Source organism: Pseudomonas sp. TWP3-1, assembly GCF_049896625.1.
Taxonomy (GTDB): domain Bacteria; phylum Pseudomonadota; class Gammaproteobacteria; order Pseudomonadales; family Pseudomonadaceae; genus Aquipseudomonas.
The window spans coordinates 102,628-126,307 of sequence record NZ_JAFCUQ010000016.1 but is presented as its reverse complement, the minus strand read 5'-3'; the positions used below and the strand labels follow the sequence as shown (position 1 = coordinate 126,307).

At 56.3% G+C, this 23,680-nt stretch carries 26 protein-coding genes; 14 read left to right on the top strand and 12 right to left on the bottom strand.

The genetic code is table 11. The features are described from left to right. Positions 1–69 precede the first annotated feature (69 nt). A complete protein-coding gene (locus ACP7BN_RS20915) occupies positions 70–942 on the bottom strand; it encodes an esterase/lipase family protein (protein WP_426205899.1) in 873 nt (290 codons plus the stop codon). A gap of 329 nt (positions 943–1,271) precedes the next feature. Here ACP7BN_RS20915 and ACP7BN_RS20910 point away from each other — a divergent pair, with 329 nt between their 5' ends. Further along, on the top strand, positions 1,272–1,508 hold the full coding sequence (locus ACP7BN_RS20910; RefSeq protein ID WP_426205898.1) for a hypothetical protein: 237 nt from the start codon (positions 1,272–1,274) through the stop codon (positions 1,506–1,508). Between the two features lie 101 nt (positions 1,509–1,609). Here ACP7BN_RS20910 and ACP7BN_RS20905 read toward each other — a convergent pair whose 3' ends face one another. After that, complete coding sequence (locus ACP7BN_RS20905; RefSeq protein WP_426205897.1) at positions 1,610–1,981, bottom strand: DUF6124 family protein; 372 nt, start codon at positions 1,979–1,981, stop codon at positions 1,610–1,612. Between the two features lie 457 nt (positions 1,982–2,438). Here ACP7BN_RS20905 and ACP7BN_RS20900 point away from each other — a divergent pair, with 457 nt between their 5' ends. The 3 genes from ACP7BN_RS20900 (at position 2,439) to rarD (ending at position 6,701) form a co-directional block, all read left to right on the top strand. Next, complete coding sequence (locus ACP7BN_RS20900; protein WP_426205896.1) at positions 2,439–3,452, top strand: aldo/keto reductase; 1,014 nt, start codon at positions 2,439–2,441, stop codon at positions 3,450–3,452. Positions 3,453–3,589: 137 nt separating this feature from the next. After that, the gene (locus tag ACP7BN_RS20895) at positions 3,590–5,707 is read left to right on the top strand and encodes an acyltransferase family protein (protein WP_426205895.1); all 2,118 of its coding nucleotides are present in this window, start codon (positions 3,590–3,592) and stop codon (positions 5,705–5,707) included. 112 nt (positions 5,708–5,819) lie between these two features. Beyond that, complete coding sequence (gene rarD, locus ACP7BN_RS20890) at positions 5,820–6,701, top strand: EamA family transporter RarD (RefSeq protein WP_420649085.1); 882 nt, start codon at positions 5,820–5,822, stop codon at positions 6,699–6,701. Between the two features lie 52 nt (positions 6,702–6,753). Here the strand turns inward: rarD and hppD are convergent, their stop codons facing one another. Continuing rightward, complete coding sequence (hppD, locus tag ACP7BN_RS20885) at positions 6,754–7,830, bottom strand: 4-hydroxyphenylpyruvate dioxygenase (protein ID WP_426205894.1); 1,077 nt, start codon at positions 7,828–7,830, stop codon at positions 6,754–6,756. A 246-nt stretch (positions 7,831–8,076) separates the two neighbouring features. Then, entirely contained in the window at positions 8,077–9,024 is a 948-nt protein-coding gene (locus ACP7BN_RS20880; RefSeq protein ID WP_426205893.1) for a DMT family transporter, read from the bottom strand. Positions 9,025–9,101: 77 nt separating this feature from the next. Between ACP7BN_RS20880 and ACP7BN_RS20875 the strand changes: the two genes are divergently transcribed. The 3 genes from ACP7BN_RS20875 (at position 9,102) to ACP7BN_RS20865 (ending at position 12,221) form a co-directional block, all read left to right on the top strand. Continuing rightward, on the top strand, positions 9,102–9,974 hold the full coding sequence (locus ACP7BN_RS20875) for a LysR family transcriptional regulator (RefSeq protein WP_426205892.1): 873 nt from the start codon (positions 9,102–9,104) through the stop codon (positions 9,972–9,974). Between the two features lie 112 nt (positions 9,975–10,086). After that, a complete protein-coding gene (locus tag ACP7BN_RS20870; RefSeq protein WP_426205891.1) occupies positions 10,087–11,622 on the top strand; it encodes an EAL domain-containing protein in 1,536 nt (511 codons plus the stop codon). 233 nt (positions 11,623–11,855) lie between these two features. Next, positions 11,856–12,221, top strand: a complete 366-nt coding sequence (locus ACP7BN_RS20865; RefSeq protein ID WP_426205890.1) for a histone-like nucleoid-structuring protein, MvaT/MvaU family — start codon at positions 11,856–11,858, stop codon at positions 12,219–12,221. Positions 12,222–12,439: 218 nt separating this feature from the next. Here ACP7BN_RS20865 and ACP7BN_RS20860 read toward each other — a convergent pair whose 3' ends face one another. After that, entirely contained in the window at positions 12,440–12,958 is a 519-nt protein-coding gene (locus ACP7BN_RS20860) for a DUF4946 domain-containing protein (RefSeq protein ID WP_426205889.1), read from the bottom strand. 143 nt (positions 12,959–13,101) lie between these two features. Here ACP7BN_RS20860 and gloA point away from each other — a divergent pair, with 143 nt between their 5' ends. Then, on the top strand, positions 13,102–13,623 hold the full coding sequence (gene gloA, locus ACP7BN_RS20855; protein ID WP_426205888.1) for a lactoylglutathione lyase: 522 nt from the start codon (positions 13,102–13,104) through the stop codon (positions 13,621–13,623). 230 nt (positions 13,624–13,853) lie between these two features. Here the strand turns inward: gloA and ahpF are convergent, their stop codons facing one another. From ahpF to ACP7BN_RS20840, 3 genes are all read right to left on the bottom strand, one after another. Continuing rightward, positions 13,854–15,416, bottom strand: coding sequence for an alkyl hydroperoxide reductase subunit F (gene ahpF, locus ACP7BN_RS20850; RefSeq protein WP_426205887.1), 1,563 nt, complete (start codon positions 15,414–15,416; stop codon positions 13,854–13,856). A gap of 128 nt (positions 15,417–15,544) precedes the next feature. After that, complete coding sequence (gene ahpC, locus ACP7BN_RS20845; RefSeq protein WP_420649094.1) at positions 15,545–16,108, bottom strand: alkyl hydroperoxide reductase subunit C; 564 nt, start codon at positions 16,106–16,108, stop codon at positions 15,545–15,547. A gap of 137 nt (positions 16,109–16,245) precedes the next feature. Next, complete coding sequence (locus ACP7BN_RS20840) at positions 16,246–17,184, bottom strand: site-specific integrase (RefSeq protein ID WP_426205886.1); 939 nt, start codon at positions 17,182–17,184, stop codon at positions 16,246–16,248. Between the two features lie 177 nt (positions 17,185–17,361). Here ACP7BN_RS20840 and ACP7BN_RS20835 point away from each other — a divergent pair, with 177 nt between their 5' ends. Further along, the gene (locus ACP7BN_RS20835; RefSeq protein ID WP_426205885.1) at positions 17,362–18,378 is read left to right on the top strand and encodes a DNA-binding protein; all 1,017 of its coding nucleotides are present in this window, start codon (positions 17,362–17,364) and stop codon (positions 18,376–18,378) included. Here the strand turns inward: ACP7BN_RS20835 and gorA are convergent. Together gorA and galU are read right to left on the bottom strand one after the other, a co-directional pair. Then, positions 18,375–19,733, bottom strand: a complete 1,359-nt coding sequence (gorA, locus tag ACP7BN_RS20830) for a glutathione-disulfide reductase (RefSeq protein WP_426205884.1) — start codon at positions 19,731–19,733, stop codon at positions 18,375–18,377. The two genes, ACP7BN_RS20835 and gorA, sit on opposite strands and share 4 nt — an antisense overlap. A 129-nt stretch (positions 19,734–19,862) precedes the next feature. Further along, positions 19,863–20,702, bottom strand: coding sequence for a UTP--glucose-1-phosphate uridylyltransferase GalU (galU, locus tag ACP7BN_RS20825; RefSeq protein WP_426205883.1), 840 nt, complete (start codon positions 20,700–20,702; stop codon positions 19,863–19,865). Between the two features lie 259 nt (positions 20,703–20,961). On the opposite strand from galU, the gene ACP7BN_RS20820 reads away from it, so the two are divergent. Both ACP7BN_RS20820 and ACP7BN_RS20815 read left to right on the top strand, forming a co-directional pair. Beyond that, the gene (locus ACP7BN_RS20820; protein ID WP_426205882.1) at positions 20,962–21,150 is read left to right on the top strand and encodes a hypothetical protein; all 189 of its coding nucleotides are present in this window, start codon (positions 20,962–20,964) and stop codon (positions 21,148–21,150) included. Between the two features lie 138 nt (positions 21,151–21,288). Continuing rightward, positions 21,289–21,585 (top strand): hypothetical protein, encoded by a 297-nt coding sequence (locus ACP7BN_RS20815; protein ID WP_420649101.1) that lies wholly within the window; start codon positions 21,289–21,291, stop codon positions 21,583–21,585. Positions 21,586–21,588: 3 nt separating this feature from the next. Here the strand turns inward: ACP7BN_RS20815 and ACP7BN_RS20810 are convergent, their stop codons facing one another. Continuing rightward, the gene (locus ACP7BN_RS20810) at positions 21,589–21,819 is read right to left on the bottom strand and encodes a hypothetical protein (RefSeq protein ID WP_426205881.1); all 231 of its coding nucleotides are present in this window, start codon (positions 21,817–21,819) and stop codon (positions 21,589–21,591) included. A 72-nt stretch (positions 21,820–21,891) separates the two neighbouring features. Continuing rightward, positions 21,892–22,248 carry a hypothetical protein gene (locus ACP7BN_RS20805; RefSeq protein ID WP_426205933.1) on the bottom strand — a complete coding sequence of 119 codons (357 nt, stop codon included), beginning with the start codon at positions 22,246–22,248 and terminating at the stop codon, positions 21,892–21,894. A gap of 210 nt (positions 22,249–22,458) precedes the next feature. Here ACP7BN_RS20805 and ACP7BN_RS20800 point away from each other — a divergent pair, with 210 nt between their 5' ends. Genes ACP7BN_RS20800 through alkB form a run of 3 tightly spaced genes read left to right on the top strand, consistent with a single transcriptional unit; the run spans position 22,459 to position 23,643 of the window. After that, complete coding sequence (locus tag ACP7BN_RS20800) at positions 22,459–22,761, top strand: DUF1883 domain-containing protein (RefSeq protein ID WP_426205880.1); 303 nt, start codon at positions 22,459–22,461, stop codon at positions 22,759–22,761. A gap of 29 nt (positions 22,762–22,790) precedes the next feature. Next, positions 22,791–22,967, top strand: a complete 177-nt coding sequence (locus ACP7BN_RS20795; RefSeq protein ID WP_420649104.1) for a hypothetical protein — start codon at positions 22,791–22,793, stop codon at positions 22,965–22,967. 13 nt (positions 22,968–22,980) lie between these two features. Next, the gene (alkB, locus tag ACP7BN_RS20790; protein ID WP_426205879.1) at positions 22,981–23,643 is read left to right on the top strand and encodes a DNA oxidative demethylase AlkB; all 663 of its coding nucleotides are present in this window, start codon (positions 22,981–22,983) and stop codon (positions 23,641–23,643) included. Positions 23,644–23,680: the final 37 nt, after the last annotated feature.

Below are 23,680 nucleotides of genomic sequence, written 5' to 3'. Positions count from 1 at the left end.
CTAGTCGGAATACAGAAACGGCCCTTTCGGGCCGTTTTCTTTGAGTCGCTCAAAGTTCTGAAACAATCCTCACAAACCCTTGCTCTTGAGCAGGATCGCGTGGTCGAGATAAAGCTTCAGCACGTCGAACCCCCAACTGGTCTTCCCGGCAATCTGATTGACCGCGTCGAAGTGGTCCATTGGATAATCCGACCGGATCACTTTGCCCAGATGCGAGCTGAACTGGCCGACCAACCCGTCGTTAGCATCTTTCTCTTTGTAGAAAAGTTTAGACAACGCGATGCAATTCAGGTGGCTTGGATCGAGAATTTGCGGCGTCTGAGGCTGCTGGACAGTCCCGCTCCACGAGTAGTACCGCACGCCATTGACGACTTCGTCGCCCTCTCCACCCCAAACCTTGGGAACGCCCTGAGGGTATTTGCGGTTGAATTCAGCAAGCCCTTCACTGGTCAGCGAAGCAAACGCCGCCGCCGCATCCTGGGGATTCTGCGGGTGACCGCTGATCACCGACAAGAACGTACCGACAGCGTTGAAAATCAGCAAAGCCAAGGCTTCGGGCAGCGCTCCTGGTGTCAGGGCCTTACGTAATTGGTCGGCGATTTCCGAGCCTTGGTTGGGACAACTGATAGACGTCACCGAGGCGACCTTTTCCGGATGCAGGGCTGCCACATAGCGCGCCGCCAATGGACCTTGGCTGTGGCCGAACAGATTGACCTTCGCTGCCCCGGTCTGCTGCAGGATCTGTTCAACCTGCGAGAGCAAGAACTCACCTCGTTTCTCATTGCTGTTGGCGGCTGGCACACTCACCGCGAACACCTCGGCACCAGCATTTTCCAGATGTTCTTTGATTTTGAAAAAGTAAGCCATGCCTGCGATTTTGTCGAAACCGAAAAGACCATGAATCAAAACGATCGGGTATCGCGTTGAGGCTTCCGTGCTCATGTTTTCACCTGTCGCTGATCGAGTGCTTGTTTACTCAGGGCAACGCTCCTGAGCAGACCGGGATGCCATGTATGCGGCCTCTGGTCCTGTCTGAGATCAGACCTGATTACGCAGTCAGTTCGCTACTGTCAGATCTGTCAGTAGCGACAGGCGGTTGTGTACACACGACGCCCTTATCACTCGGGGTATAGGAAAGAGCAGCGCAGGTAGTGATTAGTCTTCTAGGCTCAATGTCGAAAACGTCTAAAAAACTGTCAGAAATTACAGGTGCGTCCAATGCTGCCACGACTAACAATGGTGGTTCATTAATATCGTAAAGGAGTACGGCAATGAGCACGAATAGCGGCAGTTTTGAAAATGGTTCGCTTTATACGATCAAGACAACTTCAGGTGAGTTGTCCGGTGTGGTAACCGAATCAGGGCCGGACGGCGTAACGGTTGGACCGGAATCGAAGCGTATTTTGTTGAAGGATATTCTTTGCTTCGAAAAAGTGGAAGTTCAGGCAAAAGGCGGAGCCCAAACCGCGAACGCGATCCTAGCCTCTGGAAAACCTTTCAGGAGATGAAGCCTCCCGGAAAAATACGCCCCGAGTAAGTCGGGGCGTATTTTTGGGCCTCTTCTGTAGAAAATCCCCGGACATCCTGTTTTAAAAGGAATGACTTTTACTCAGGAATTTGCGCCAGCCGCCCCTTCCAGATTATCCAACGCCCGATTCACCGACAGCTCCCCCAACATAATCAACTGCGCAATCCCTAACAAAATATGCCGATGCGGCCCATCGACCAGTGCGGCGAAGTCGTTGGCCATGACTTTGGCCGAGGTCAGGGTTTCGCAGGCATTGGCCAGCAGTTCTTCGTTCTGAATGCCGGGGGCGATGATGTAGATGGTGTTGGGTTTGAGCAGCGGTTTTCGCGGGGCGAACGGATTGAGGTAATGGTCGAGCGCGCGCTCGGCGGCTTCGTGGAATTTCTTCGAATCGAGGGTTTCGTAGGGGGATGTTGTATCGGTTTCTGGTGGGTTGGGTGTTGGTTTGATCATGTTTGAATCTCCAAATCAGAAAAAAGGAGCCATCAAACTTCGCTACCAAACGAAGGGGTGGTGGCCATACACGGGTTGGTAGACCGGTGACTTGGAGAGCCGGCGCGCTCGAAAGCGCCCCGCGCATGGCCACCATAAAAACACGAACGACTGGCGTCCCTTTATGGCGAGTTGCGCAACAAGTCAGAACCGGGCTACCAAACCCGATCGCTGTTTTTCAGCGACGGGATAACGATAAAACCCGGCCCCCAAGTGCACAAGCCAGCGGATTCTGGCTTACGTGTAGGCAACGGCGCAAGGTTGTGTAGCCTGAGTGCGTGTCATGAAATGTCCCTTTAAACGCCAGGCTTAAACGTTTCGTTGTGGTTGATAACGCCACCCACATAAATTCACTTTGCCGCGATCCACGCTTCTGGTATTTGATAAAAGCTTTCCCATCGACCAAAAGGATTTCGGCATGAGCTATCGCACACTGGGCCACTCGGGGTTGCAGGTGTCCACCCTGACCCTCGGCACGATGATGTTTGGCGAACAGACCAGCACTGAAGAGTCGTTGCGCATCATCGACAAGGCCTGGGATCAGGGCATTAATTTCATCGATACCGCCGACGTCTACACCAATGGCCGCTCGGAAGAGATCGTCGGCGAAGCCATCGCCGGCAACCGCCATGAATGGGTGCTGGCGACCAAAGTCGGTTTCGGTCCTGTGGACGGCGTGCCGAACCGCAGCGGTTTGAGCCGCAAGCACATCTTCAATGGTCTGGACGCCAGCCTGACCCGACTCGGCACCGACTATCTCGACATCTATTACCTGCACCGCGAAGACCACAACACCCCGCTTGAAGTGAGCATTTCGGCGATTGGCGATCTGATTCGTCAGGGCAAGATCCGTTACTGGGGCCTGTCCAACTACCGCGGCTGGCGCATTGCCGAGGTGATTCGTGTCGCTGACAAACTCGGGGTTGATCGCCCGGTGATCAGTCAGCCGCTGTACAACATCGTCAACCGTCAGGCCGAAACCGAGCAGATTACCGCCGCGCAAACCTATGGTTTGGGCGTGGTGCCTTACAGCCCGCTGGCCCGTGGCGTGCTCAGCGGCAAGTACGCGCCGGATGTCACGCCGGACGCCAACAGCCGCGCCGGGCGTCAGGACAAGCGCATTCTGGAGACCGAATGGCGGGTTGAATCGCTGCGCATTGCGCAGCAGATTCAGCAGTACACCGAAGGTCGTGGGGTCGGGATTGTCGAGTTCGCGATTGCCTGGGTGTTGAATAACGCTGCGGTGACCTCGGCGATTGTCGGGCCGCGCACTGAACAACAGTGGGATGCCTATACCAAAGCGCAAGCAGTGAAGATAACCGCTGAGGATGAGGCGTTTATCGATTCGCTGGTGACGCCGGGGCATGCATCGACACCAGGATTCAACGATGTGAGTCATTTCGTGTCGGGGCGTAAACCGTATCGGAGCTGAAACATTCCTGCGCCGGGGCGATTGAAAAAATGCTGCGACATCGCTGATAGCCGATACAATTCGCTTTTTTCATGGAATTGAGCGCGATCTAACGAGATCAGTCGATTGCTCGTTCGCGAATGTGCAGGGATCAGCAAATGTTCAATCGCCCTTTCGGGTTTACGTCCAGGCCTTTGCGCGGGATGTGGTTCAAGACGCTCGGCGGTAATAAGGAGTCTGCTACCGCCCCTTCCACCGCAGCATCGTCTGCCGTCGGGCCTCGAAAACCTGGCATTGAGTACCGTGCGGACATTGACGGTCTGCGCGCGATCGCCGTTCTGCTGGTATTGATTTTTCACGGCGGTTTGACCTTGTTTCCGTCAGGCTTTATCGGCGTGGATATCTTCTTTGTGATCTCGGGTTATCTGACCACCTCGATCATCATGAAGTCGCTGGATAACGGAACGTTCAGCTTCTCGGGATTCTACACGCGACGGATCTGGCGCTTGCAACCGGCAGTCATCACGTTGTTGCTGGCAACAGTGGCAATCGCAACGTTGCTGTACTTGCCCGATGACTACATCGACTTCCTCAAAAGCGAAAAGTACACGTCGCTGCTTCTTTCAAATCAATACTTTTCCAAAGCGACATCGGGCTATGCCACCCCGGATGCGGCGACCCTGCCACTGCTGCACACCTGGTCACTGGCCATAGAATGGCAGTGGTATCTGGTCTTGCCCCTGGGCATCTGGCTACTCAATCGCTCTGTGCCGAAACAAGCCTTCAAGGCGGCTGTGCTCGGTTTGACCGTGGCGGCAATGGCGCTGGCTTTGTACTGGTCTCATGCCCTCGCGGACAAAAACTACTACTTCTTCACTGCCCGGATTTTTGAATTGATGATTGGCTCTTGCGCAGTCATCTTCAGTGCGCAGAAGTTCAGGCTCAATCGTTTGAGCGCGTCTTTAATGTGTGCGCTGGCGCTTGCCACGATTGTCTATTGCGCGACACGGGACAATATCCTGAGCGGGTTTCCGGGCTACCACGCCATAGCGGTTTGTCTCGCTACCGCAGCATTGCTGTTCAGGGGGCTTGGCGACGCGAGCATTACGTCCAAAGTACTGGCATTCAAACCGTTGGTATTTATCGGCACCCTCTCCTACTCCCTGTACTTGTGGCACTGGCCGATTCTGGCGTTCATGAGTTATATGGGCATCACGCTTACGCCGTTGCTGAAAGTGGTCTACTTCGTCGCGACCTTCGCCCTTGGTTACCTGTCCTTCGTGCTGATTGAAAACAGATTTCGAAAAGCTCGGGCTGGCTTTGGCAAGACGCTGTTACTGCTGATGATTGTGCCCGCTATCGGTCTTTCGCTGCTCTACGCTGCCAGCGTGAAACATGAAGGATGGCCCAACCGTTTTGGCGATGGTTCGAGTAACGTGTTCAGCGATTTGAAAGCGGCAGTCCCCGCCAACCGCGAGGACTGTCTGGGTGCCAGCGACGGAGCTGATGCCTGCATATTCGGCGCCCCGCAGTCAGCCCCACGCGTTTTCCTGATGGGCGATTCGTTCTCGAATCACTACTGGGGCTTTGTCGATACGCTGGCCAAAGACGCCAATCTTTCGGTACTCGCGCAGGCCTACCCAACATGCCTGGCACTGCCCGGGATCTATCTCTACAACTGGTCAAAATACAAGAACACGCTGTATAAAAAGTGCCACGATGCCACTCGGCGCTACTACGACATCGTCGCGAAAAACCATTTCCAGTACGTGATCGTCGGTCAGAACTGGGAGGCCTATCTCACCGCCGAGATCGTCACGAAACTCGATGACCCACGCAGCCCCGAACTGTCCCTTGAACGTCTGAACGTTGCGATTCGCCAAGCGTTGGACATCATCGTCAAATCGGGTGCAACGCCGGTTTTCCTGAAAAACACGCTGCCAATGCCGCCCGGTATCAACGAGTGTTTGCTACAACGGGTGAAATTGCGCGGGCTGATGGGCAGTGCCGAACAAAGCAGTCAATGCACTTCAGTACCATGGTCTGGCGATGAAAATCCGGTACTCGCCAAACTGTTCAGTGATCTGCAGGCTGAATATCCAGGCTTGTTGATCATTGACCCGCGAGGTGTGCAATGCATTGACGGCACTTGCATGACGAGCGTCGATGGTTTGCCGGTTTACCGCGACATTGGTCACTTGACGGATTACGCCTCTTACAAATTCGGCGAAATGCACATCAAGCGCTTCAGTAATCCGTTGAGAACTGCTCAATGAATGAGGTCCGTCAGCTAAGCTGATGTTGGGAATATTGAGCACCCGAGCAATATTCAGCACAGAAACCACGTATCCTTCGCGCCCCGTTTGATTACCCACCCGCGAGGACAGTTTGTCTAAAGGTATCGCTTTATCGGTTTCAGCCTCAGTGCTGTTTGCCGTCATGTATTACTACACTTCGTTGCTCACACCTTTGAGCGGCGTGGAAATCTTTGGCTGGCGCATGCTGCTGACCGTGCCGTGCATGACCGTGTTCATGCTGGTTTCCGGAGAATGGCGGCGTGTTCTGGAGCTGGTACGGCTGGTGGCGGCGAAGCCGAAACTGATCGGCGGGTTGATCGTTTCGGCAGGCTTGCTCGGCGTGCAATTGTGGCTGTTCATGTGGGCGCCACTCAATGGCTACAGCCTCGACGTGTCGCTCGGTTATTTCCTGCTGCCGCTGGCCATGGTGTTGACCGGGCGGATTGCCTTTGGCGACAGCCTGTCGTACCTGCAAAAGGTCGCGGTGTTCTTCGCATGTTTAGGCGTGTTGAACGAGTTGTATCAGGTTGGCGGCTTCTCTTGGGCGACGCTGGTGGTCGTGGTCGGCTATCCGTTGTACTTCGTACTGCGCAAATATCTCAAAACCGACCACCTCGGTGGCTTGTGGGTCGACATGACGCTGATGCTGCCGGTGGCGTACTGGTTCGTGCGCGGCGGCGAGCAAGGCTTCGGCGTGTTCGATCAATACCCGGGATTGCTGTGGCTGATTCCGCTGCTAGGCCTGATCAGCGCCTCGGCACTGGTGGTGTACATCATCGCCAGTCGCTTGCTGCCGTTCAGCCTGTTTGGGTTGTTGAGTTATGTGGAGCCGGTGTTGCTGCTGGGTGTGGCGTTGTTGCTTGGCGAGAGCATCAAGCCCGGTGAATGGCTGACTTACATTCCGATCTGGCTGGCAGTTGTCGTGCTGGTGTTTGAAGGTTTCAAACACCTGATGCGACAACGCCGCCCATAAAAAAGCCCGGCCTGCATCACTGCAGGCCGGGCTTTTTCGCATCTATTGCGGATTACTCAGTGGCGAGTACGCCACGACGCACCTGGTCACGCTCGATCGATTCGAACAGGGCCTTGAAGTTACCTTCGCCGAAACCATCGTCGCCTTTACGCTGGATGAATTCGAAGAACACCGGCCCCATCAGGGTTTCCGAGAATATCTGCAGCAGCAGACGCTTGTCGCCCTGCTCCGAAGAGCCGTCGAGCAGAATGCCGCGCGCTTGCAATTGATCAACCGGCTCGCCGTGGTTTGGCAGGCGACCTTCGAGCATTTCGTAATAGGTTTCCGGCGGCGCGGTCATGAAGCGCATGCCGATTTTCTTCAACTGATCCCAAGTCTTGATCAGGTCGTCGGTGAGGAACGCTACGTGTTGAATGCCCTCGCCGTTGAACTGCATCAGGAATTCTTCGATCTGCCCGGCGCCTTTCGACGATTCTTCGTTGAGCGGGATGCGGATCATGCCGTCCGGCGCGGTCATCGCTTTCGAGGTCAGGCCGGTGTATTCGCCCTTGATGTCGAAGTAGCGGATTTCGCGGAAGTTGAACAGCTTCTCGTAGAAATTCGCCCAATAAGCCATGCGACCGCGATACACGTTGTGGGTCAGGTGGTCGATGATCTTCAAGCCAGCACCGACCGGGTTGCGGTCAACGCCTTCGATGAACACGAAGTCGATGTCGTAGATCGAGCTGCCTTCGCCGAAACGGTCGATCAGGTACAGCGGCGCGCCGCCAATGCCTTTGATCGCCGGCAGGTTGAGTTCCATCGGACCGGTTTCGATGTGGATCGGCTGGGCGCCAATTTCCAGAGCGCGTTTGTAGGCCAGTTGCGAGTCTTTTACCCGGAACGCCATGCCGCACACCGACGGGCCGTGCTCGGCCGCGAAGTACGAGGCAACGCTGTTCGGTTCGTTGTTGAGGATCAGGTTGATCGCGCCCTGACGATACAGGTGCACGTTCTTGGAGCGGTGGCTCGCGACTTTGCTGAAACCCATGATCTCGAAGATCGGTTCCAGGATGCCCGGCGTCGGCGATGCGAACTCGATGAACTCGAAGCCCATCAGGCCCATTGGGTTTTCGTATAAATCTGCCATGGTTGGCGCCTCATCATTCTTATCAATTAACCAGAGTTATTTGTCAGTAATGCTGAGACCGGCGGGTGGCGCACAGGAGATGCCGCGCACACTGCGGGCGAGGAAGTCACCGTAGATCAATTGAAACCCGTAACTCTTCATTGTCGACCCAAGGCTATTGCGGGCGAGGCTTCTGCTGCCAGAAGACGTTTATTATTGTATGCGTAACCCGATTCTACACAGCGTAATAGGGGTTGTCTGCCCTCTCTATAAAATCCGCTTTTCTGCAGACCGTGCAAGAGGTTTGTTGCACAGATAAATGCCCGCCAGGATCAGCGTGCCGCACAGCCCCATGCTCAGCGTGAGCTGCTCGCCCAGCAGCAATGCCCCGAAAATCACCGCCGTCAGTGGATTCAGCGCTATGAACACGCCCGCGCGCGTGGCGCCAATTTTGCGGATCCCGTCGTAATAACCGATGTACGCCAGCGCCGAACCGAGCAGGCCGAGATAGATCACGCTCAGCCATTGCGTTGTGCCGAGCGCTATCAACGCCGACCAGCTAAGTTCACCGCGCGCAGCAGCCAGCACCCACAGCATCAACGTGCCGAGCAGAATGGAAAACGTCACGGTCTGCAGCGGGCCGAGACGTTCATTAAGGCTGCGGGAAAACAGCGAGTACACGCCCCAGCCCAGCACGCAGCCGAGAATCAGCAGATCGCCGATCCACGCATCCGCCGTGGTCGCCAGCAGTTGAGGATTACGACTGACGATCACTACACCCGCGCCAGCAATGCAGATCGCGATGCCCGCCACCTTCGCCCTGCTCAACCGTTCTTTGAACAGTAACCATGACGCGAGGCCAATCACTGCCGGATTCAGCGCAACGATCAGCGATGCGCGGGAAGCGTTGATGTAATTCAGCCCGTAAAAAAAGCACAGGTTGTAAAAGAAAATCCCGAAGAATCCCAGCAGTGTCAGTTGCAGCCATTGCACCGGAGTAGGCCGTGCGAGGGGAATTCGCGCGAGCCACATAAAGCCGAGCAAGGCCAGGCTGGCCAGTAGAAACCGCAAGTTGGCGGCGAAAATCGGGCTCAGACTGCCAGCCAGAAATCGCCCGGCAACCCAAGTGCCGCCCCAGATCATCGTGACCATCGCCAGGTTGAAATACACGCGCATGTCCGTTGCGTGCGGATGCGTTTGTTCATAACTACTCATGACACTCCAAAGAATTAGACTGAGGGATGACGTATCATTCCGCTGATTCACCATCATCGTAAAATGAGTAAAAGCTCATGACCCTGACCCAACTGGAAATCTTCTCGCTGGTGGCCGAACTGCGCGGCTTCACCCTCGCAGCCCATCGTTTGGGGATCTCGCAATCGGCGGTGTCGCACGCCATGAAGTCGCTGGAGCAGGAACTGGGCGTCGAACTGCTGCGCCGGCATCAGTCGCAAGTGGAGCTCAGCGATATCGGCGCCCAACTGCTGCTTCGTGCACGCGCCATGCTCGGACTGGCGAACACCTTGCGTCAGGAAGCGGCCGATGCGCGGGGCATGAAGCGCGGCACGTTGCGCATCGGCTCGTTCGGTCCGACGTCATCGATCAAGTTGTTGCCAACCATCCTTCGGCACTACCGCGAGTTGCATCCGGGGATCGAAGTACACATTGACGAAGGGCCGGATCGTCAGGTGATCCAATGGCTGGAAGAGCGGCGCATCGACATCGGTTTCGTGGTGCTGCCCGAGGAGCGTTTCGACACGTTCGCCCTGATCGAAGATCAGATGGTCGCCCTGCTCCCGGCCGGCCATGCTTTGACGCAGCGATCAGAGCTGAGCCTCGAGGATCTTTGCAAAGACCCGTTTGTGCTGACCGAGGCTGGCTCTGCAGAGGTGGTATCACGCTTGTTCAACGCGGCGCGCTTAAGCCCGAACATTCGCTATCGCTGCTCGCAATTGCTCAGCACGCTCGACACCGTCAGCCGTGGTGATGCAATCACCGTAGTGGCCGAAAGTTCGCTGCCGCTCGCAGCAGATCCGCGCTATGTGAGCAAATCGCTGTCGCCCGCCGTGCAACGGCAAGTCGGCCTCGCAGTGCTCGATCAACGTCAGTGCTCGCCCGCCGCTTTGGCGTTTATCCAGTTGGCGACACAACTTGACTACTGTTGAGCAGCGCAGGCGCGATCTGCCATCTATCATGGGCACAGTTGAGACACTTTCTGGAAGGTGCGCCGTTGCCCTGCCGGTCTAGAGCCAAACTCCAACGCGACAGGATGCGCCCATGCCTCTGACCGTCAGACCCCGCCGCAAGCGCAGCACCCGAATTGTCGTGACTCTGCTCAGCGGTTTACTGCCGATTGTGCTGGGCAGCGTGATTCTCTATCTGCAAGCCGAACGCACGCTGCAACAGAGTTCGCAACACACTGCCGATGAAGCACTGCGCCAGTTCGAGCTGATGCTCGACAATACCGCCCAGGCCGCGCAGGAGTTATTGCCGCTGGCAGGGCAGCCCTGCGAAAGCGTCAAACTGGCCTTGCGCGAACAAGTCACCCGCCGCCCGTTCGTGCGCTCGACCAATCTGGTGTGGGACAACAACCTCTATTGCAGTTCGCTGTTTGGCGACTACAAGGAAGCCGTCAATCCGGGTGATTACACCCACGGCATGTTGTGGCTGATGAACGGCAATCCGGTGACGCCGAATACGGCGCTGCTGGTCTATCGACTAAGTGAAGGTCATGGCGGCGCGCTGACCACGCTCGACGGTTATCACCTGAGCAACGTGTTGCGCCTGATCGGCAGGCAGACGTTATTAGTATTGCAAGTCGGCAATTTCTGGTTGTCTGCCGATGGCAAAGTGCATCAGGGCGCCCTGCCCGTGCTGCCAGTCGCGCGGAGTACGCTGGACTCTTCGCGCTACGCGTTCACCGTGGCGGCTGGTTTTCCTGCCGGCGAGACATGGCGTTACATGAGTAACGAATACCCGCCACTGTTCAGCCTGCTGATTTTCTTTGGCGCGGTGTCGGCGGCAATCGGTTACATCGTGCAAAAACGCTCGACCTCGCCCAGCCACGAAATGCACCGCGCGCTGGAGGCCGGTGAATTCATCCCCTACTTTCAGCCAGTAGTGCACGGCGACACGAAAAAATGGTCAGGCGCTGAAGTGTTGATGCGTTGGAATCACCCGAAAGAAGGTCTGGTGCGCCCGGATCTGTTTATTCCATTTGCCGAGCATTCCGGGCTGATCGTACCGATGACGCGTGGGTTGATGCAGCAGACTGCCTTGGTGCTGGGGCCGCTGTCGTCTACCTTCGCAGCGCCGTTTCACATCGGCATCAACATCACCGCCAGCCATTGCCGCGACCTGGAATTGGTGGAAGATTGCCGTGAGTTCCTCGCTGCGTTTGCGCCTGAGAGTGTCAGTCTGGTGCTGGAGTTGACCGAGCGCGAGCTGATTGAACCCACCGAGATCACCCGACAACTGTTCGCGCAACTGCAGGCCATGGGCGTGAAAATAGCCATCGACGACTTCGGCACCGGGCATTCGAGCCTCAGCTACTTGCGCACATTCAACGTCGACTTTCTGAAAATCGACCAGACTTTCGTGGCGATGATCGACAAGGACGCGCTGTCGCGGCACATTCTCGAAAGCATTATCGAACTCAGTGCCAAGCTCGAACTGGGCATTGTCGCGGAAGGTGTCGAGACTCAGGCTCAGAGCGACTATCTGTCAGCGCGCAACGTCAACTTTCTACAAGGCTACCTGTTTGGCAAACCGATGCCAGCGGCGGACTTCATTGACGCATTAAGTCACCATTAACTAGCGTAACAAACCCGACGCCGGCAAATTAGCGCACCAAATTGATACAAAACAACGCTATCGTTACATGAAGAAAAAGTCAGGATTTACTCCGGGCGCATTAACTACTACAATTTTTCAAACCTGATGCAAGATTGGCAGGTGAGCCATTATCACCGAGTCGCTTCAAGGCTCTTGGCTTATAGCTTTGTTTGCGGTTGGTTTCAGCCAAACACACTATTGGAGTAAAGATATTGTCCAGACTCGCTGAATTTCGTGCAGCTGAAAAGGCCCTTCAGGAACAGCTCAAGCAGCTGGAATCGCTGAAGAATGACGCCGGGCTCAAGAAAGAAATCGAATTCGAAGAGAAGCTGTTGGGGCTGATGAAAACCTACGGCAAAGGCCTGAAAGAGATCGTCGCCATTCTCGATCCGAACCCTTCCAAGTCCGGCCTGCAAACCGCCGCAGCGCCTAAAACCCGCCGCGCTCGCGTGGTCAAGGTCTATCACAACCCGCACACCGGCGAGCTGATCGAGACCAAGGGCGGCAACCACCGTGGCCTGAAGGCCTGGAAGGAACAATACGGTGCGGCTACTGTTGAGTCCTGGTTGCGCGGTTAATTTCTCGCCAACATAAAAGCCCTGCACTTGCAGGGTTTTTTTATGGACAATATCTAACAAATGCAATGAATTATCACATTTCAAGTTGAGACTATTGTGCAAGATCGGCACGAGACAGCACTGAATATCTCAACCAGATGTTGCATTTTTTGTCTGCAGAAAAACTTTGTGCTTAATTCCTTAGGATATCTAACGCACGCAGATCACGGCAGGACCGATTAAAGTTTCAAGCTATTTCTTGCCGCCACTATTTCGTCTTGGCTCGCCTTATAAACCTCCGCCTGCCCGGCGTAAGAAAGTACATAGGCCTTATCCGCGTCGACCGCGGCGACCAAAGTTTGCGACAACACATGCCGGCCGTTTTCGGTAACCGTGCACGTCGTTTCCAGCGCCGACAGTGAACCCAGCGCGGCGGGATGGATCTTGTTGCAAACACTTTGATAACCGCTCTGGAAAAAGTCTTTCTGCACCGACTTGCGCATTTCCAGCAACACGCCCTGCAAGTTGACCTGATGACCGCTCTGCACAGTGGTCATGGTCAACTCCATCACCATCACCTGGTTGCCATCAGCATCGGTTTTCACCGCGCGCTGGCGGGACACTTCAGGGCCAGTGTCAGGCAGCGCTTCGACCTGCCAGCCAGCGGGCCAGGTGATGCTCGGCTCCTGCGCGAACAATGGCGTGGCCAGCACAGACAAACTGAAGAAAACGAACAGCGATTTGAACGGTCGGATCATTACCGGAGGCACTCGCGAATTGAGCCGTAAAGTCTGAGGCCCGCCCACCCACAGGGCAAGCCCCACGGTTTCGGTTTGGCGATGCCGACAGGCATGCGTATCATTGCGCCCATTCACTCGCCCCAATTTGTTACGGAGGGCTCATGAGCCTGCAAGAACTGAACACTTTCCCCGGCGTCACTGCCACGCCAGACAGCGCAACCCGCAACTTCGTGTTCAACCACACCATGCTGCGCGTGAAGGACATTACCAAGTCGCTGGACTTCTATACCCGCGTGCTGGGTTTCTCGCTGGTAGAGAAGCGTGATTTCCCGGAAGCGGAATTCAGCCTGTACTTCCTCGCACTGGTCGACAAAGCACAGATCCCGGCTGACGACGCCGCGCGCACCGAGTGGATGAAGTCGATTCCCGGCATTCTGGAACTGACTCACAATCACGGCACTGAGAATGACGCGGATTTTGCTTACCACAATGGCAATACTGACCCGCGAGGCTTTGGCCATATCTGCATTTCGGTGCCGGATATTGTTGCGGCTTGTGCGCGGTTCGAGGAGTTGGGCTGCGATTTCCAGAAGCGTCTGACTGACGGGCGTATGAAAAGCCTGGCGTTTATCAAGGATCCGGATGGCTATTGGGTCGAGATCATTCAGCCTGCGCCGATGTAACTGTCGAAGAGCCAAAAGCCCCTCACCCTAACCCTCTCCCGGAGGGAGAAGGAACTGACGGCGGTGAACTTTCGATTTATGTCGACCGGAAAAGTTGAGTCGAACTCAGGCTTTGAACAGCACAGATATCTGCTCCCTCTCCCTCGGGAGAGGGCTGGGGTGAGGGGCTGGATCTGAAGCACAAAAAAACCCGTCATCGCTGACGGGTTTTTTTCGTTCCGGACTGCCGTTTAAGCCGGAGCCGAAGTCCGGATCAGGTGATCAAACGCGCTTAGCGAAGCCTTGGCGCCCTCGCCCACCGCAATCACGATCTGCTTGTACGGCACAGTGGTCACGTCACCGGCAGCGAAGATTCCGGGGATCGAGGTTTCACCACGGTTATCGACAATGATCTCACCGCGCGGCGACAGCTCGATGGTGCCTTTGAGCCAGTCGGTGTTCGGCAGCAAACCAATCTGCACGAAGATCCCTTCCAGCTCGACTGCGCGAAGCTCGTCAGACTGACGATCCTTGTAAACCAGACCGTTGACCTTCTCGCCATTGCCAGTGACTTCAGTGGTTTGCGCACTGGTGATCACGGTGACGTTCGGCAGGCTGTGCAGCTTGCGTTGCAGTACCGCGTCGGCACGCAGTTGCACGTCGAACTCAAGCAGGGTCACATGGGCAACGATGCCGGCCAGATCGATAGCCGCTTCAACGCCAGAGTTACCGCCGCCGATCACTGCGACACGCTTGCCTTTGAACAGCGGGCCGTCGCAGTGCGGGCAGTACGCCACGCCTTTGTTGCGGTATTGCTGCTCGCCCGGCACGTTCATTTCACGCCAGCGCGCACCGGTCGCCAGGATCACGCTCTTGGCTTTGAGGGTCGCGCCGCTGGCGAAATGCACTTCATGCAGCTCGCCGTTCTTGCCCGGGATCAACTTGTCGGCGCGTTGCAGATTCATGATGTCGACGTCGTATTGTTTGACGTGTTCTTCCAGTGCAGTTGCCAGCTTCGGGCCTTCGGTTTCCTGCACGGAAATGAAGTTCTCGATGGCCATGGTGTCGAGCACCTGACCGCCAAAACGCTCGGCCGCGACGCCAGTGCGAATGCCTTTGCGTGCAGCGTAGATCGCCGCCGAAGCTCCGGCCGGACCACCGCCGACGACCAACACGTCAAACGCTGCTTTGCCACTGATTTTCTCGGCCTGACGCTCAATGGCGCCGGTGTCGAGTTTGGCGAGGATTTCTTCCAGGCCCATGCGGCCCTGACCGAAGTTTTCACCGTTCAAGTACAGGCTCGGCACGGCCATGATCTTGCGATCATTGACTTCGTCCTGGAACAGCGCGCCGTCGATGGCGACGTGGCGGATGTTCGGGTTGAGTACCGCCATCAGGTTCAGTGCCTGGACCACGTCCGGGCAGTTCTGGCATGAGAGCGAGAAGTAAGTTTCGAAGTTGAATTCGCCTTTGAGCGAGCGAATCTGCTCGATCACTTCGGCGCTGGCCTTCGATGGGTGGCCGCCGACTTGCAGCAGGGCCAGCACCAATGAAGTGAATTCGTGGCCCATCGGAATGCCGGCGAAACGCAGGCTGATATCGGCACCGGGGCGATTGATCGAGAACGACGGCTTGCGTGCATCGTCGCCGCTGTCGATCAAGGTAATCTGGCTGGAAAGACTGGCAACGTCTTTCAGCAGGTCGAGCATTTCACGGGATTTCGCACCGTCGTCGAGCGAAGCAACGATCTCGATCGGTTGGGTGACCCGTTCCAGGTACGATTTCAACTGGGCTTTAAGATTGGCGTCCAACATACGGGCGATCTCCTGACTTTATTTGAGGCGAAAAAAAACGCCCGAGCGAATCTCGCCCGGGCGTTTTACAGGGCGGTGCAGCTTACTGAGTAGGTGCGGATGTCCGCCCTGAGTTGCGTGTCACAGACTTAGATCTTGCCGACCAGGTCAAGGGACGGAGCCAGAGTGGCCTCGCCTTCTTTCCACTTGGCTGGGCAAACTTCGCCTGGGTGAGCAGCGACGTACTGAGCAGCCTTGATTTTGCGCAGCAGCTCGGAAGCGTCACGGCCAACACCGCCATCGTTCAGTTCAACGATTTTGATCTGGCCTTCAGGGTTGATCACGAAGGTGCCACGGTCAGCCAGACCAGCTTCTTCGATCAGTACGTCGAAGTTGCGGGAGATGACCTGAGTCGGGTCGCCGATCATGGTGTACTGGATTTTGCCGATGGCTGGCGAGGTGTTGTGCCAGGCAGCGTGAGCAAAGTGGGTGTCGGTGGAAACGCTGTAGATTTCGACGCCGAGCTTCTTGAATTCAGCGTAGTTGTCAGCCAGGTCTTCCAGTTCGGTTGGGCAAACGAAGGTGAAGTCGGCTGGGTAGAAGAACACTACGGACCATTTGCCTTTCAGGTCAGCGTCCGAGACTTGTACGAAGTCGCCGTTTTTGAACGCGGTAGCTTTGAACGGTTTTACTTGGCTGTTGATGATAGGCATTGATGACTCTCCGTCAGGGTTGAGAAGTTGATGGGGTGAATCCTACCCACTCACTCGACGGATGGCTCATTGGCAAACCTGATGCTGCTGATTGGTTTTCGCTATTAGCAGACTGTATTAATAGAAGAAAACGATATCTACGGCGACAGCGGTTTTTCCGTAACCCGAACCATCCCTTGGAATGGGCTGGCTTCAACATAGCGCATTGCCGACTTCATATCCTTCCAGCCGACGTAACTCATCAACGATTTCAGATCCCAGCCGCTTTGATGCGCCCAGGTGGCGAAGCCGCGACGCAGCGAATGGCTGGTGTACTGCTCGGCAGCAATTCCGGCACGCTCCAGCGCTTGGCGCAATAAAGGGATCACGCTGTTGGCGTGCAAGCCCTCCTTGCTCAAATTGCCCCAGCGGTCGACACCGCGAAAGACTGGTCCTCGCACCAACGCGGATTCGGTCATCCATTCGATGTAGGCCTGAACCGGACACAGCTTGAGCAGCGCCGGCGTCTGGTAGGTCTGGCCGAGATTTTCCCGGTCGCCCTTGCTGCGCGGCAGGTACAAGGTGATGCCGCGGCCGGCATGCGCCTGCACATGCTCGACCTGCAAGCGACACAGTTCATCACTGCGAAAGCCGCGCCAGAAGCCCAGCAGAATCAGCGCCCTGTCTCTGCAGGCTCTTAGCAGCGAAGGTTGATCATGGTTTTCTCTCGCTTCCTCGATTTCCTTCTCAAGCCATTCCACAACCAGTTGAAGATCGCGCAGTTGCAGCGGCTCGGCCTGTTTTTCCTGCGCGGGATGCAACGCGCGAATGCCCTTGAAGACTTTACGCACCACCGGCGCCTTGGTCGGATCGGCAAAGCCCTGACTGTTGTGCCACTGCGCCAACGCTGAAAGGCGCAACTTGAGCGTATTGATCGACAACACACCGGCGTGCGCCACCAGATACCGCGCGACGCTGTCAGCCGTCGCCGGCAGAAACCCTCCCCAACTGACTTCGAAGTGTTCGATGGCCGCGCGATAGCTACGGCGCGTGTTATCGCGGGTGGCGGCTTGCAGATAGCGATCCAGATCGCTCATGGGTTGTTTTCTCGCTGGCGTACTGATTTGGAGGCTGAAAATCAAATTACAGCGCATCACACGGGGTAATACCAGTATATCCCGCCTGACAATTGGCCAGCATTTAACTTTATATTCAGCATGGTACACTGCAGACTTTGGTGGTACGTACCACAGTACAAAACCGTAGGAGTGATCATGGCCCGTGGCGGCATTAACAAAGCAGTGGTTCAGATCGCGCGCACAGCGATCCTGGCTCGCGGCGAACACCCAAGCATCGACGCTGTACGCATCGAAATGGGAAACACTGGCTCGAAAACCACAATTCATCGCTATCTGAAGGAGCTGGATGACGGTCGCGAACCCGCCGAAGCTTCTGCAGAACCGATCGATGATGAGTTGGCAGCACTCGTTTCACGCCTCGCGCAACGCCTGAAAGAGCAGGCGCAAGAGCCTATCGACCAGGCCCGCGAGCAGTACGAGCAACAACGTCAGACGCTAGAAAGCGAGCTGAATCAAGCGCGCCAGGCTCACGCGCAATTGGAGCAGCAACACGAAATCCAGGCCGCCGCCCTCGCCCGCGAATCTGAAGCACTGAACAACACCCGTTCAATGTTGCAGACCGAACAGACCCGCAACGCCGGGTTGAATCAGGCGCTGGCAGATTTCGAATTGCGATTGCAGGACAAGGACGAGCAGATCCGCTCCCTGGAAGAAAAACACCTGCACGCTCGCGATGCGCTTGAGCACTATCGCAACGCCAGCAAGGAACAGCGCGAGCAGGAACAGAGTCGTCACGAAGGACAGGTCCAGCAATTGCAGATGGAATTGCGCCAATCCCAGCAAAGCGCACTGGTGCGCCAGGACGAAATCACTCAGCTACACCGCGACAACGAGCGCCTGCTGACGGAAAACCGTGGCACGTTGCGCGAACTGAGCCTGTTGCAGGATCAACTCAAGCACAGCAATCAGCGCCAGGATCAATTGCTCGAGCAAGCCACTCGCGTCGACAGCGAGCGCACCCTCCTCCAGGAACGCTTGCGCGTTGCCTTGCTGGAAAGCCAGACACTCAAACAAAATGTCGACGAGCAGACGCAACTCAATCAATCACTGGAAAAGGATTTGGCCAAGGTTCAGGCCAGTCTGGATGACAGCTTGCGTCTGGCCGCTACCGTTGCGGCAGCGCCAGACGCAGCTGGGTCGAAAGACGCTTAAGCGCCGACCGGCGTACGCATGGTGACAAATTCTTCGGCGGCCGTCGGGTGCACCCCGATGGTTTCGTCGAAGTCACGCTTGGTCGCGCCAGCCTTCAAGGCAATCGCCAGCCCTTGCACGATTTCACCGGCATCCGGACCGACCATGTGGCAACCCAGGACCTTGTCAGTCTTGCCATCGACCACCAGCTTCATCAGCGTGCGCTCCTGGCATTCAGTCAAGGTCAGCTTCATCGGCCGGAAGCGGCTTTCGTAGATCACAACATCGTGGCCTGCGGCGCGCGCCTCTTCTTCGGTCAGACCGACCGTGCCGATATTCGGCAGGCTGAACACCGCTGTCGGGATCATCTTGTAATCCACGGGGCGATACTGCTCAGGCTTGAACAGGCGTCGCGCCACAGCCATCCCTTCCGCCAATGCAACTGGCGTCAACTGCACACGACCGATCACATCGCCCAGCGCGAGAATCGATGGCTCGGTGGTTTGATACTGCTCATCGACTTTGATGAAGCCCTTGTCGTCGAGCGCCACGTCAGTGTTTTCCAGCCCGAGGTTGTCGAGCATCGGACGCCGACCAGTCGCATAGAAAATGCAGTCCGCTTCCAGCACACGACCATCCTTGAGCGTGGCTTTGAGGCTGCCATCGGCCTGTTTGTCGATGCGCTCAATGTCCGCATTGAATTGCAGATCCATGCCACGCTTGGTCAGCTCTTCGTGCAAATGCTTGCGCACGGCGCCGTCGAAGCCGCGCAAGAACAGATCGCCGCGATACAGCAGCGTGGTGTTCGCGCCCAAACCGTGGAAAATCCCGGCAAACTCGACCGCGATGTAACCGCCGCCAACTACCAATACGCGCTTCGGCAGTTCTTTGAGGAAAAACGCCTGATTCGAACTGATCGCGTGCTCATGCCCCGGAATTTCCGGAATCTGCGGCCAGCCGCCCGTGGCGATCAGAATGTTTTTCGCGGTGAAACGCTCACCGTTGACCTCGACTTCATGCGGGCCAACAATTTTCGCGTGCGCTTCATGCAAGGTCACGCCGCTGTTGACCAGCAGATTGCGATAAATCCCGTTCAGGCGATTGATCTCGCGATCCTTGTTAGCGATCAGCGTCGCCCAATCGAATTTGGCTTCACCCAGTGTCCAGCCGAAACCCGAGGATTGCTCGAAGTCTTCAGCGAAATGCGCGCCGTACACCAACAGCTTTTTCGGCACGCAGCCGACATTGACGCAAGTACCCCCCAGATAACGGCTCTCGGCCACCGCCACTTTCGCACCGAAACCGGCAGCAAACCGCGCAGCGCGCACACCGCCGGAACCGGCGCCAATCACATAAAGATCAAAATCGTAGGCCATTTCTATCTCCTCGGCAGGGGATCAGCATACCCACCGGCATCTTTTGGGCAAGCGTTGCCATGCATATAGGGGCGGAAAATGAAAAAACCACCCGAAGGTGGTTTTTTCAAACAGACGATGCAGGCGCTATCAGTAAGCCTTGCCCGTCTTATAGAAGTTCTCGAAGCAGAAGTTGGTTGCTTCGATGTAACCCTCAGCACCACCGCAGTCGAAGCGCTTGCCTTTGAACTTGTAGGCAATCACGCAACCGTTTTTCGCCTGTTTCATCAGGGCGTCGGTGATCTGGATCTCGCCGCCTTTGCCTGGCTCGGTTTGCTTGATCAGCTCGAAGATGTCCGGGGTCAGGATGTAACGACCGATGATCGCCAGGTTCGACGGAGCATCTTCCGGAGCTGGTTTTTCGACCATGTTGCGTACGCGGTACAGGTCGTCAGCGATCAGCTCGCCGGCGATTACGCCGTACTTGTTGGTTTCCTGCGGATCGACTTCCTGGATCGCAATGATGGTGCAGCGATACTGTTCGTACAGCTTGACCATCTGGGTCAGGACACCGTCGCCTTCGAGGTTGACGCACAAGTCGTCCGCCAGCACTACCGCGAACGATTCGTCACCGATCAGCGGGCGACCGGTCAGGATCGCGTGGCCGAGGCCTTTCATTTCGGTCTGACGGGTGTAGGAGAACGAGCACTCGTCCAACAGTTTGCGGATACCGACCAGATATTTCTCTTTGTCGGTGCCTTTGATCTGGTTTTCCAGCTCGTAGCTGATGTCGAAATGGTCTTCCAGAGCACGCTTGCCACGACCGGTAACGATGGAGATTTCGTTCAGGCCAGCGTCCAGAGCTTCTTCAACGCCGTACTGGATCAGTGGCTTGTTTACCACCGGCAGCATTTCTTTGGGCATGGCCTTAGTCGCTGGGAGGAAGCGAGTACCGTAACCGGCTGCTGGGAACAAGCATTTCTTGATCATAAAAGTCCTTGAAAGGGCTGTGTGTACGAGTTTCGGCGCAGTCTAATCAGGCGGCGTGCACCTTACAATGCCCCGCACTGGCTAACCGATGTCAACATAGAGAAATATTCTCGCCGTTAGTTCCGTCGCAACGTCGAGACGGTCAGAGCAGAGTAGCTCAATGACGCCGGCGAACCGATTTACCCTACGCTTATAAGCAGCCGTGGCGAGCATTTGCCGGTATCATGGCGCCTTTGAACGATTTCAACGAGGCAGATAGATGTCCGCAGCAAAGATCATCAACGGTTATACCGTCGACAAGGGAAAAGACGGCCAGTGGCATATCACCGCCGCGAACGGTGAAGACGTGTCCGGGCCATTGCCCACCGAAGCGATGGCGATTGAAGTGGCGTCGGTACTCGATTACACGCCGCCCGCGCCGAAACGCCGCGGTAAAGATCAGGACTGATCAGCCCCAACATCAAAGCCCTGCCGTCGCGCAGGGCTTTTTTGTGGATCTTTGCGCAGATATGGCCAATCGCTATAACCTTTTCATTTCGGCGCTGTCAGAGCGTCTAGCCCCCCTCCTCTCGAAGACGATACCACCATGAACACTCACACTTTCACCAGCATGCTGCCCATGATTGCTTTGCTGACCCTGGGCGGTTGCGCCACCTCGCAGACCACCTACCTGAACAATGGCCAACAAGGTTTGAGCATCGATTGCTCTGGCGAGGCCAACTCCTGGGCCACCTGCTACGAGAAAGCCGACGCCTCTTGCGCGGGCACCGGCTACAACATCGTTGGCACTGACGGCACACCAGCCCCCAAAGAAAGCGACAAGACCCTTGGCGTAGACGTCGGCAACTACAAGAACCGCAGCGTGGTGGTGGTCTGCAAGTAAGCCTTACATGTGGATTTCGGCGAATTTGATTCCCAGGCCACGGACGACTTCGATCAAGTCATCGAGCCGGGCGAAAGATTCGACTTCGTCGTTATCGTCCACCAAAAAGTAGCTGCGCCCGGCGCTTTTCTTGAAAAACACGATCCATTCGCCCGAATTGGCAGGGTTCTGGATAACGTGGGTGGCAGAAACAAGGCCTTCTGCATGCCGTTCCCGTACTTGCTCGCGCTTCATGCGTATCTCCAGATATGACAATGCCGCCCAAGCGTGACTTGGGCGGCATTGATGCTGACCGCCGACATTCTATCAGCCGGAGATGCACGCCGTAGCGGCATTGCGCACATCGCGCGGGCGCATCGGAACGTTGGACATGCGCTCGTGCAGCTTGATGCTGCTGCCGCCGGAGCGGTCGTCAATGTCAAATACCGCCGCCGGACCCGACGCGAGCTTGCCTGGAACAATGACCCGGACACCGTCTTTGTGCGCTTCCATCTGCAAGGCACCGCGGCTGTTGGCCAGCTTGTCTTCCAGGCACTGCGCATACTCATGGGGCTTCTTGCCGGAAATGACGTTCACGGTGGGCAACGTTTCATTGATCTCTGAAACGTTCGCACAACCACCCATTGCCAAAACCAACGGCAGACACACAACACCCCACTTCATACAAAATCTCCATAAAGACCCTCCGACAGCACGAATGCTGTTTTTCTCCGGGCGTACTGCATTTAACGCGCAACGAATCGCGAATAACTGTTTTAAATTGTCAAAGCGGCGCCCGACGGCCGGATAATAACCTGTCCGGACTGATAAACTGCGGCAAAATTGCCCTGCTATCGTTTTGATTTTGTAGAAAAAGCCCATCTGGAGGCGCCCATGAAATTTATTCACCAGCGCGAACACCTCAACGAAGACGACATTGTCGTCATTCAATGCTCGCAAACCTGCAACATCCGTCTGATGAACGACGCCAACTTCCGCAGCTTCAAGAACGGTGGTCGCCATACTTATCACGGCGGCGCTTTTGACACGTTCCCGGCGCGCATCACCGCGCCAAGCACCGGTTTCTGGAACATCACCATCGACACCGTCAATCGCCGTGCGATCAGCGTAACGAAGAAGCCGACATTGACGCACTCGATCAAAGTCATCCGTCGCTCTAGCACCCGACTCAGCTGAGCCCGCCCCGCCAACGTAGACAGGTAAGCATGACCGTGGCCCAAACGACTAAATACGTCATCAAATACAAACTCAACGGCGAACGCCGCTTCGAGTTCGCCCAGCTGGAAAACGGCACGCCGGAAGAAGCCAAAGCCGCCCTGGATGCCTTGCATGGCCAGAGCGACGATGTGATCAGCGAGATCAGCGTCAGCAAGGCGCTGTAACGCGTATCCAATCATGCAGACCACCTTCGATCTGTTTGCCGACACCGAATCCACTCAGCCGCCGCGCGCTGAACAGATCGGCGAGCAATCGTGGGTGTTGCGTGGTTTTGCCTTGCCCGATATGGATACGTTGCTGCTGGCGCTTGACGTCGTTCTCGCAAGTGCTGCGTTGCGCCATATGGTTACTCCCGGCGGATTCAGCATGTCGGTGGCCACCAGCAGTTGTGGCGCGCTGGGCTGGATCACTGACCGTAGCGGGTATCGCTATTCTTCAGTGGATCCGGCGACCGGGCAGCCTTGGCCGAGGATGCCCGAGGTCTTTTGCAGTCTCGCCCGAGCAGCTGCGACACATGCGGGATTTGCCGATTTCACGCCGGACTCCTGCCTGATCAATCGCTATGTTCCCGGTGCCAAAATGTCTTTGCATCAAGACAAAGACGAAAAGGCCTACGCTGCTCCAATCGTCTCGCTATCACTCGGGCTTCCAGCGATGTTCCTGTTCGGCGGTTTTGAACGCAGCGACAAGCCTCAGCGCATTCCACTGTTACACGGCGACATGGTGATCTGGGGCGGGGTTGATCGCTTGCGTTATCACGGCGTATTGCCGATCAAGCCCGGGCAGCATCCGCGCCTGGGTGAACAACGGGTCAATCTGACCTTTCGCAGCGCCGGGTAATCCTGCAAAGTTTGACCGCAAGGGTCGGAGTGTTGCG

Bases quoted from the DNA above. Each gene is read 5' to 3' on its own strand.
- ACP7BN_RS20860 (WP_426205889.1), bottom strand. From the start codon at position 12,958: ATGATCCGACCGTTCAAATCGCTGTTCGTTTTCTTCAGTTTGTCTGTG.
- gorA (WP_426205884.1), bottom strand. From the start codon at position 19,733: ATGGCCTACGATTTTGATCTTTATGTGATTGGCGCCGGTTCCGGCGGT.
- ACP7BN_RS20895 (WP_426205895.1), top strand. From the start codon at position 3,590: ATGTTCAATCGCCCTTTCGGGTTTACGTCCAGGCCTTTGCGCGGGATG.
- alkB (WP_426205879.1), top strand. From the start codon at position 22,981: ATGCAGACCACCTTCGATCTGTTTGCCGACACCGAATCCACTCAGCCG.
- ahpC (WP_420649094.1), bottom strand. From the start codon at position 16,108: ATGCCTATCATCAACAGCCAAGTAAAACCGTTCAAAGCTACCGCGTTC.
- ACP7BN_RS20870 (WP_426205891.1), top strand. From the start codon at position 10,087: ATGCCTCTGACCGTCAGACCCCGCCGCAAGCGCAGCACCCGAATTGTC.
- gloA (WP_426205888.1), top strand. From the start codon at position 13,102: ATGAGCCTGCAAGAACTGAACACTTTCCCCGGCGTCACTGCCACGCCA.
- ACP7BN_RS20875 (WP_426205892.1), top strand. From the start codon at position 9,102: ATGACCCTGACCCAACTGGAAATCTTCTCGCTGGTGGCCGAACTGCGC.
- ACP7BN_RS20900 (WP_426205896.1), top strand. From the start codon at position 2,439: ATGAGCTATCGCACACTGGGCCACTCGGGGTTGCAGGTGTCCACCCTG.
- ACP7BN_RS20820 (WP_426205882.1), top strand. From the start codon at position 20,962: ATGTCCGCAGCAAAGATCATCAACGGTTATACCGTCGACAAGGGAAAA.
- hppD (WP_426205894.1), bottom strand. From the start codon at position 7,830: ATGGCAGATTTATACGAAAACCCAATGGGCCTGATGGGCTTCGAGTTC.
- ACP7BN_RS20905 (WP_426205897.1), bottom strand. From the start codon at position 1,981: ATGATCAAACCAACACCCAACCCACCAGAAACCGATACAACATCCCCC.
- ACP7BN_RS20880 (WP_426205893.1), bottom strand. From the start codon at position 9,024: ATGAGTAGTTATGAACAAACGCATCCGCACGCAACGGACATGCGCGTG.
- ACP7BN_RS20840 (WP_426205886.1), bottom strand. From the start codon at position 17,184: ATGAGCGATCTGGATCGCTATCTGCAAGCCGCCACCCGCGATAACACG.
- ACP7BN_RS20815 (WP_420649101.1), top strand. From the start codon at position 21,289: ATGAACACTCACACTTTCACCAGCATGCTGCCCATGATTGCTTTGCTG.
- ACP7BN_RS20795 (WP_420649104.1), top strand. From the start codon at position 22,791: ATGACCGTGGCCCAAACGACTAAATACGTCATCAAATACAAACTCAAC.
- ACP7BN_RS20810 (WP_426205881.1), bottom strand. From the start codon at position 21,819: ATGAAGCGCGAGCAAGTACGGGAACGGCATGCAGAAGGCCTTGTTTCT.
- ACP7BN_RS20910 (WP_426205898.1), top strand. From the start codon at position 1,272: ATGAGCACGAATAGCGGCAGTTTTGAAAATGGTTCGCTTTATACGATC.
- ACP7BN_RS20805 (WP_426205933.1), bottom strand. From the start codon at position 22,248: ATGAAGTGGGGTGTTGTGTGTCTGCCGTTGGTTTTGGCAATGGGTGGT.
- ACP7BN_RS20800 (WP_426205880.1), top strand. From the start codon at position 22,459: ATGAAATTTATTCACCAGCGCGAACACCTCAACGAAGACGACATTGTC.
- ahpF (WP_426205887.1), bottom strand. From the start codon at position 15,416: ATGTTGGACGCCAATCTTAAAGCCCAGTTGAAATCGTACCTGGAACGG.
- ACP7BN_RS20915 (WP_426205899.1), bottom strand. From the start codon at position 942: ATGAGCACGGAAGCCTCAACGCGATACCCGATCGTTTTGATTCATGGT.
- ACP7BN_RS20835 (WP_426205885.1), top strand. From the start codon at position 17,362: ATGGCCCGTGGCGGCATTAACAAAGCAGTGGTTCAGATCGCGCGCACA.
- galU (WP_426205883.1), bottom strand. From the start codon at position 20,702: ATGATCAAGAAATGCTTGTTCCCAGCAGCCGGTTACGGTACTCGCTTC.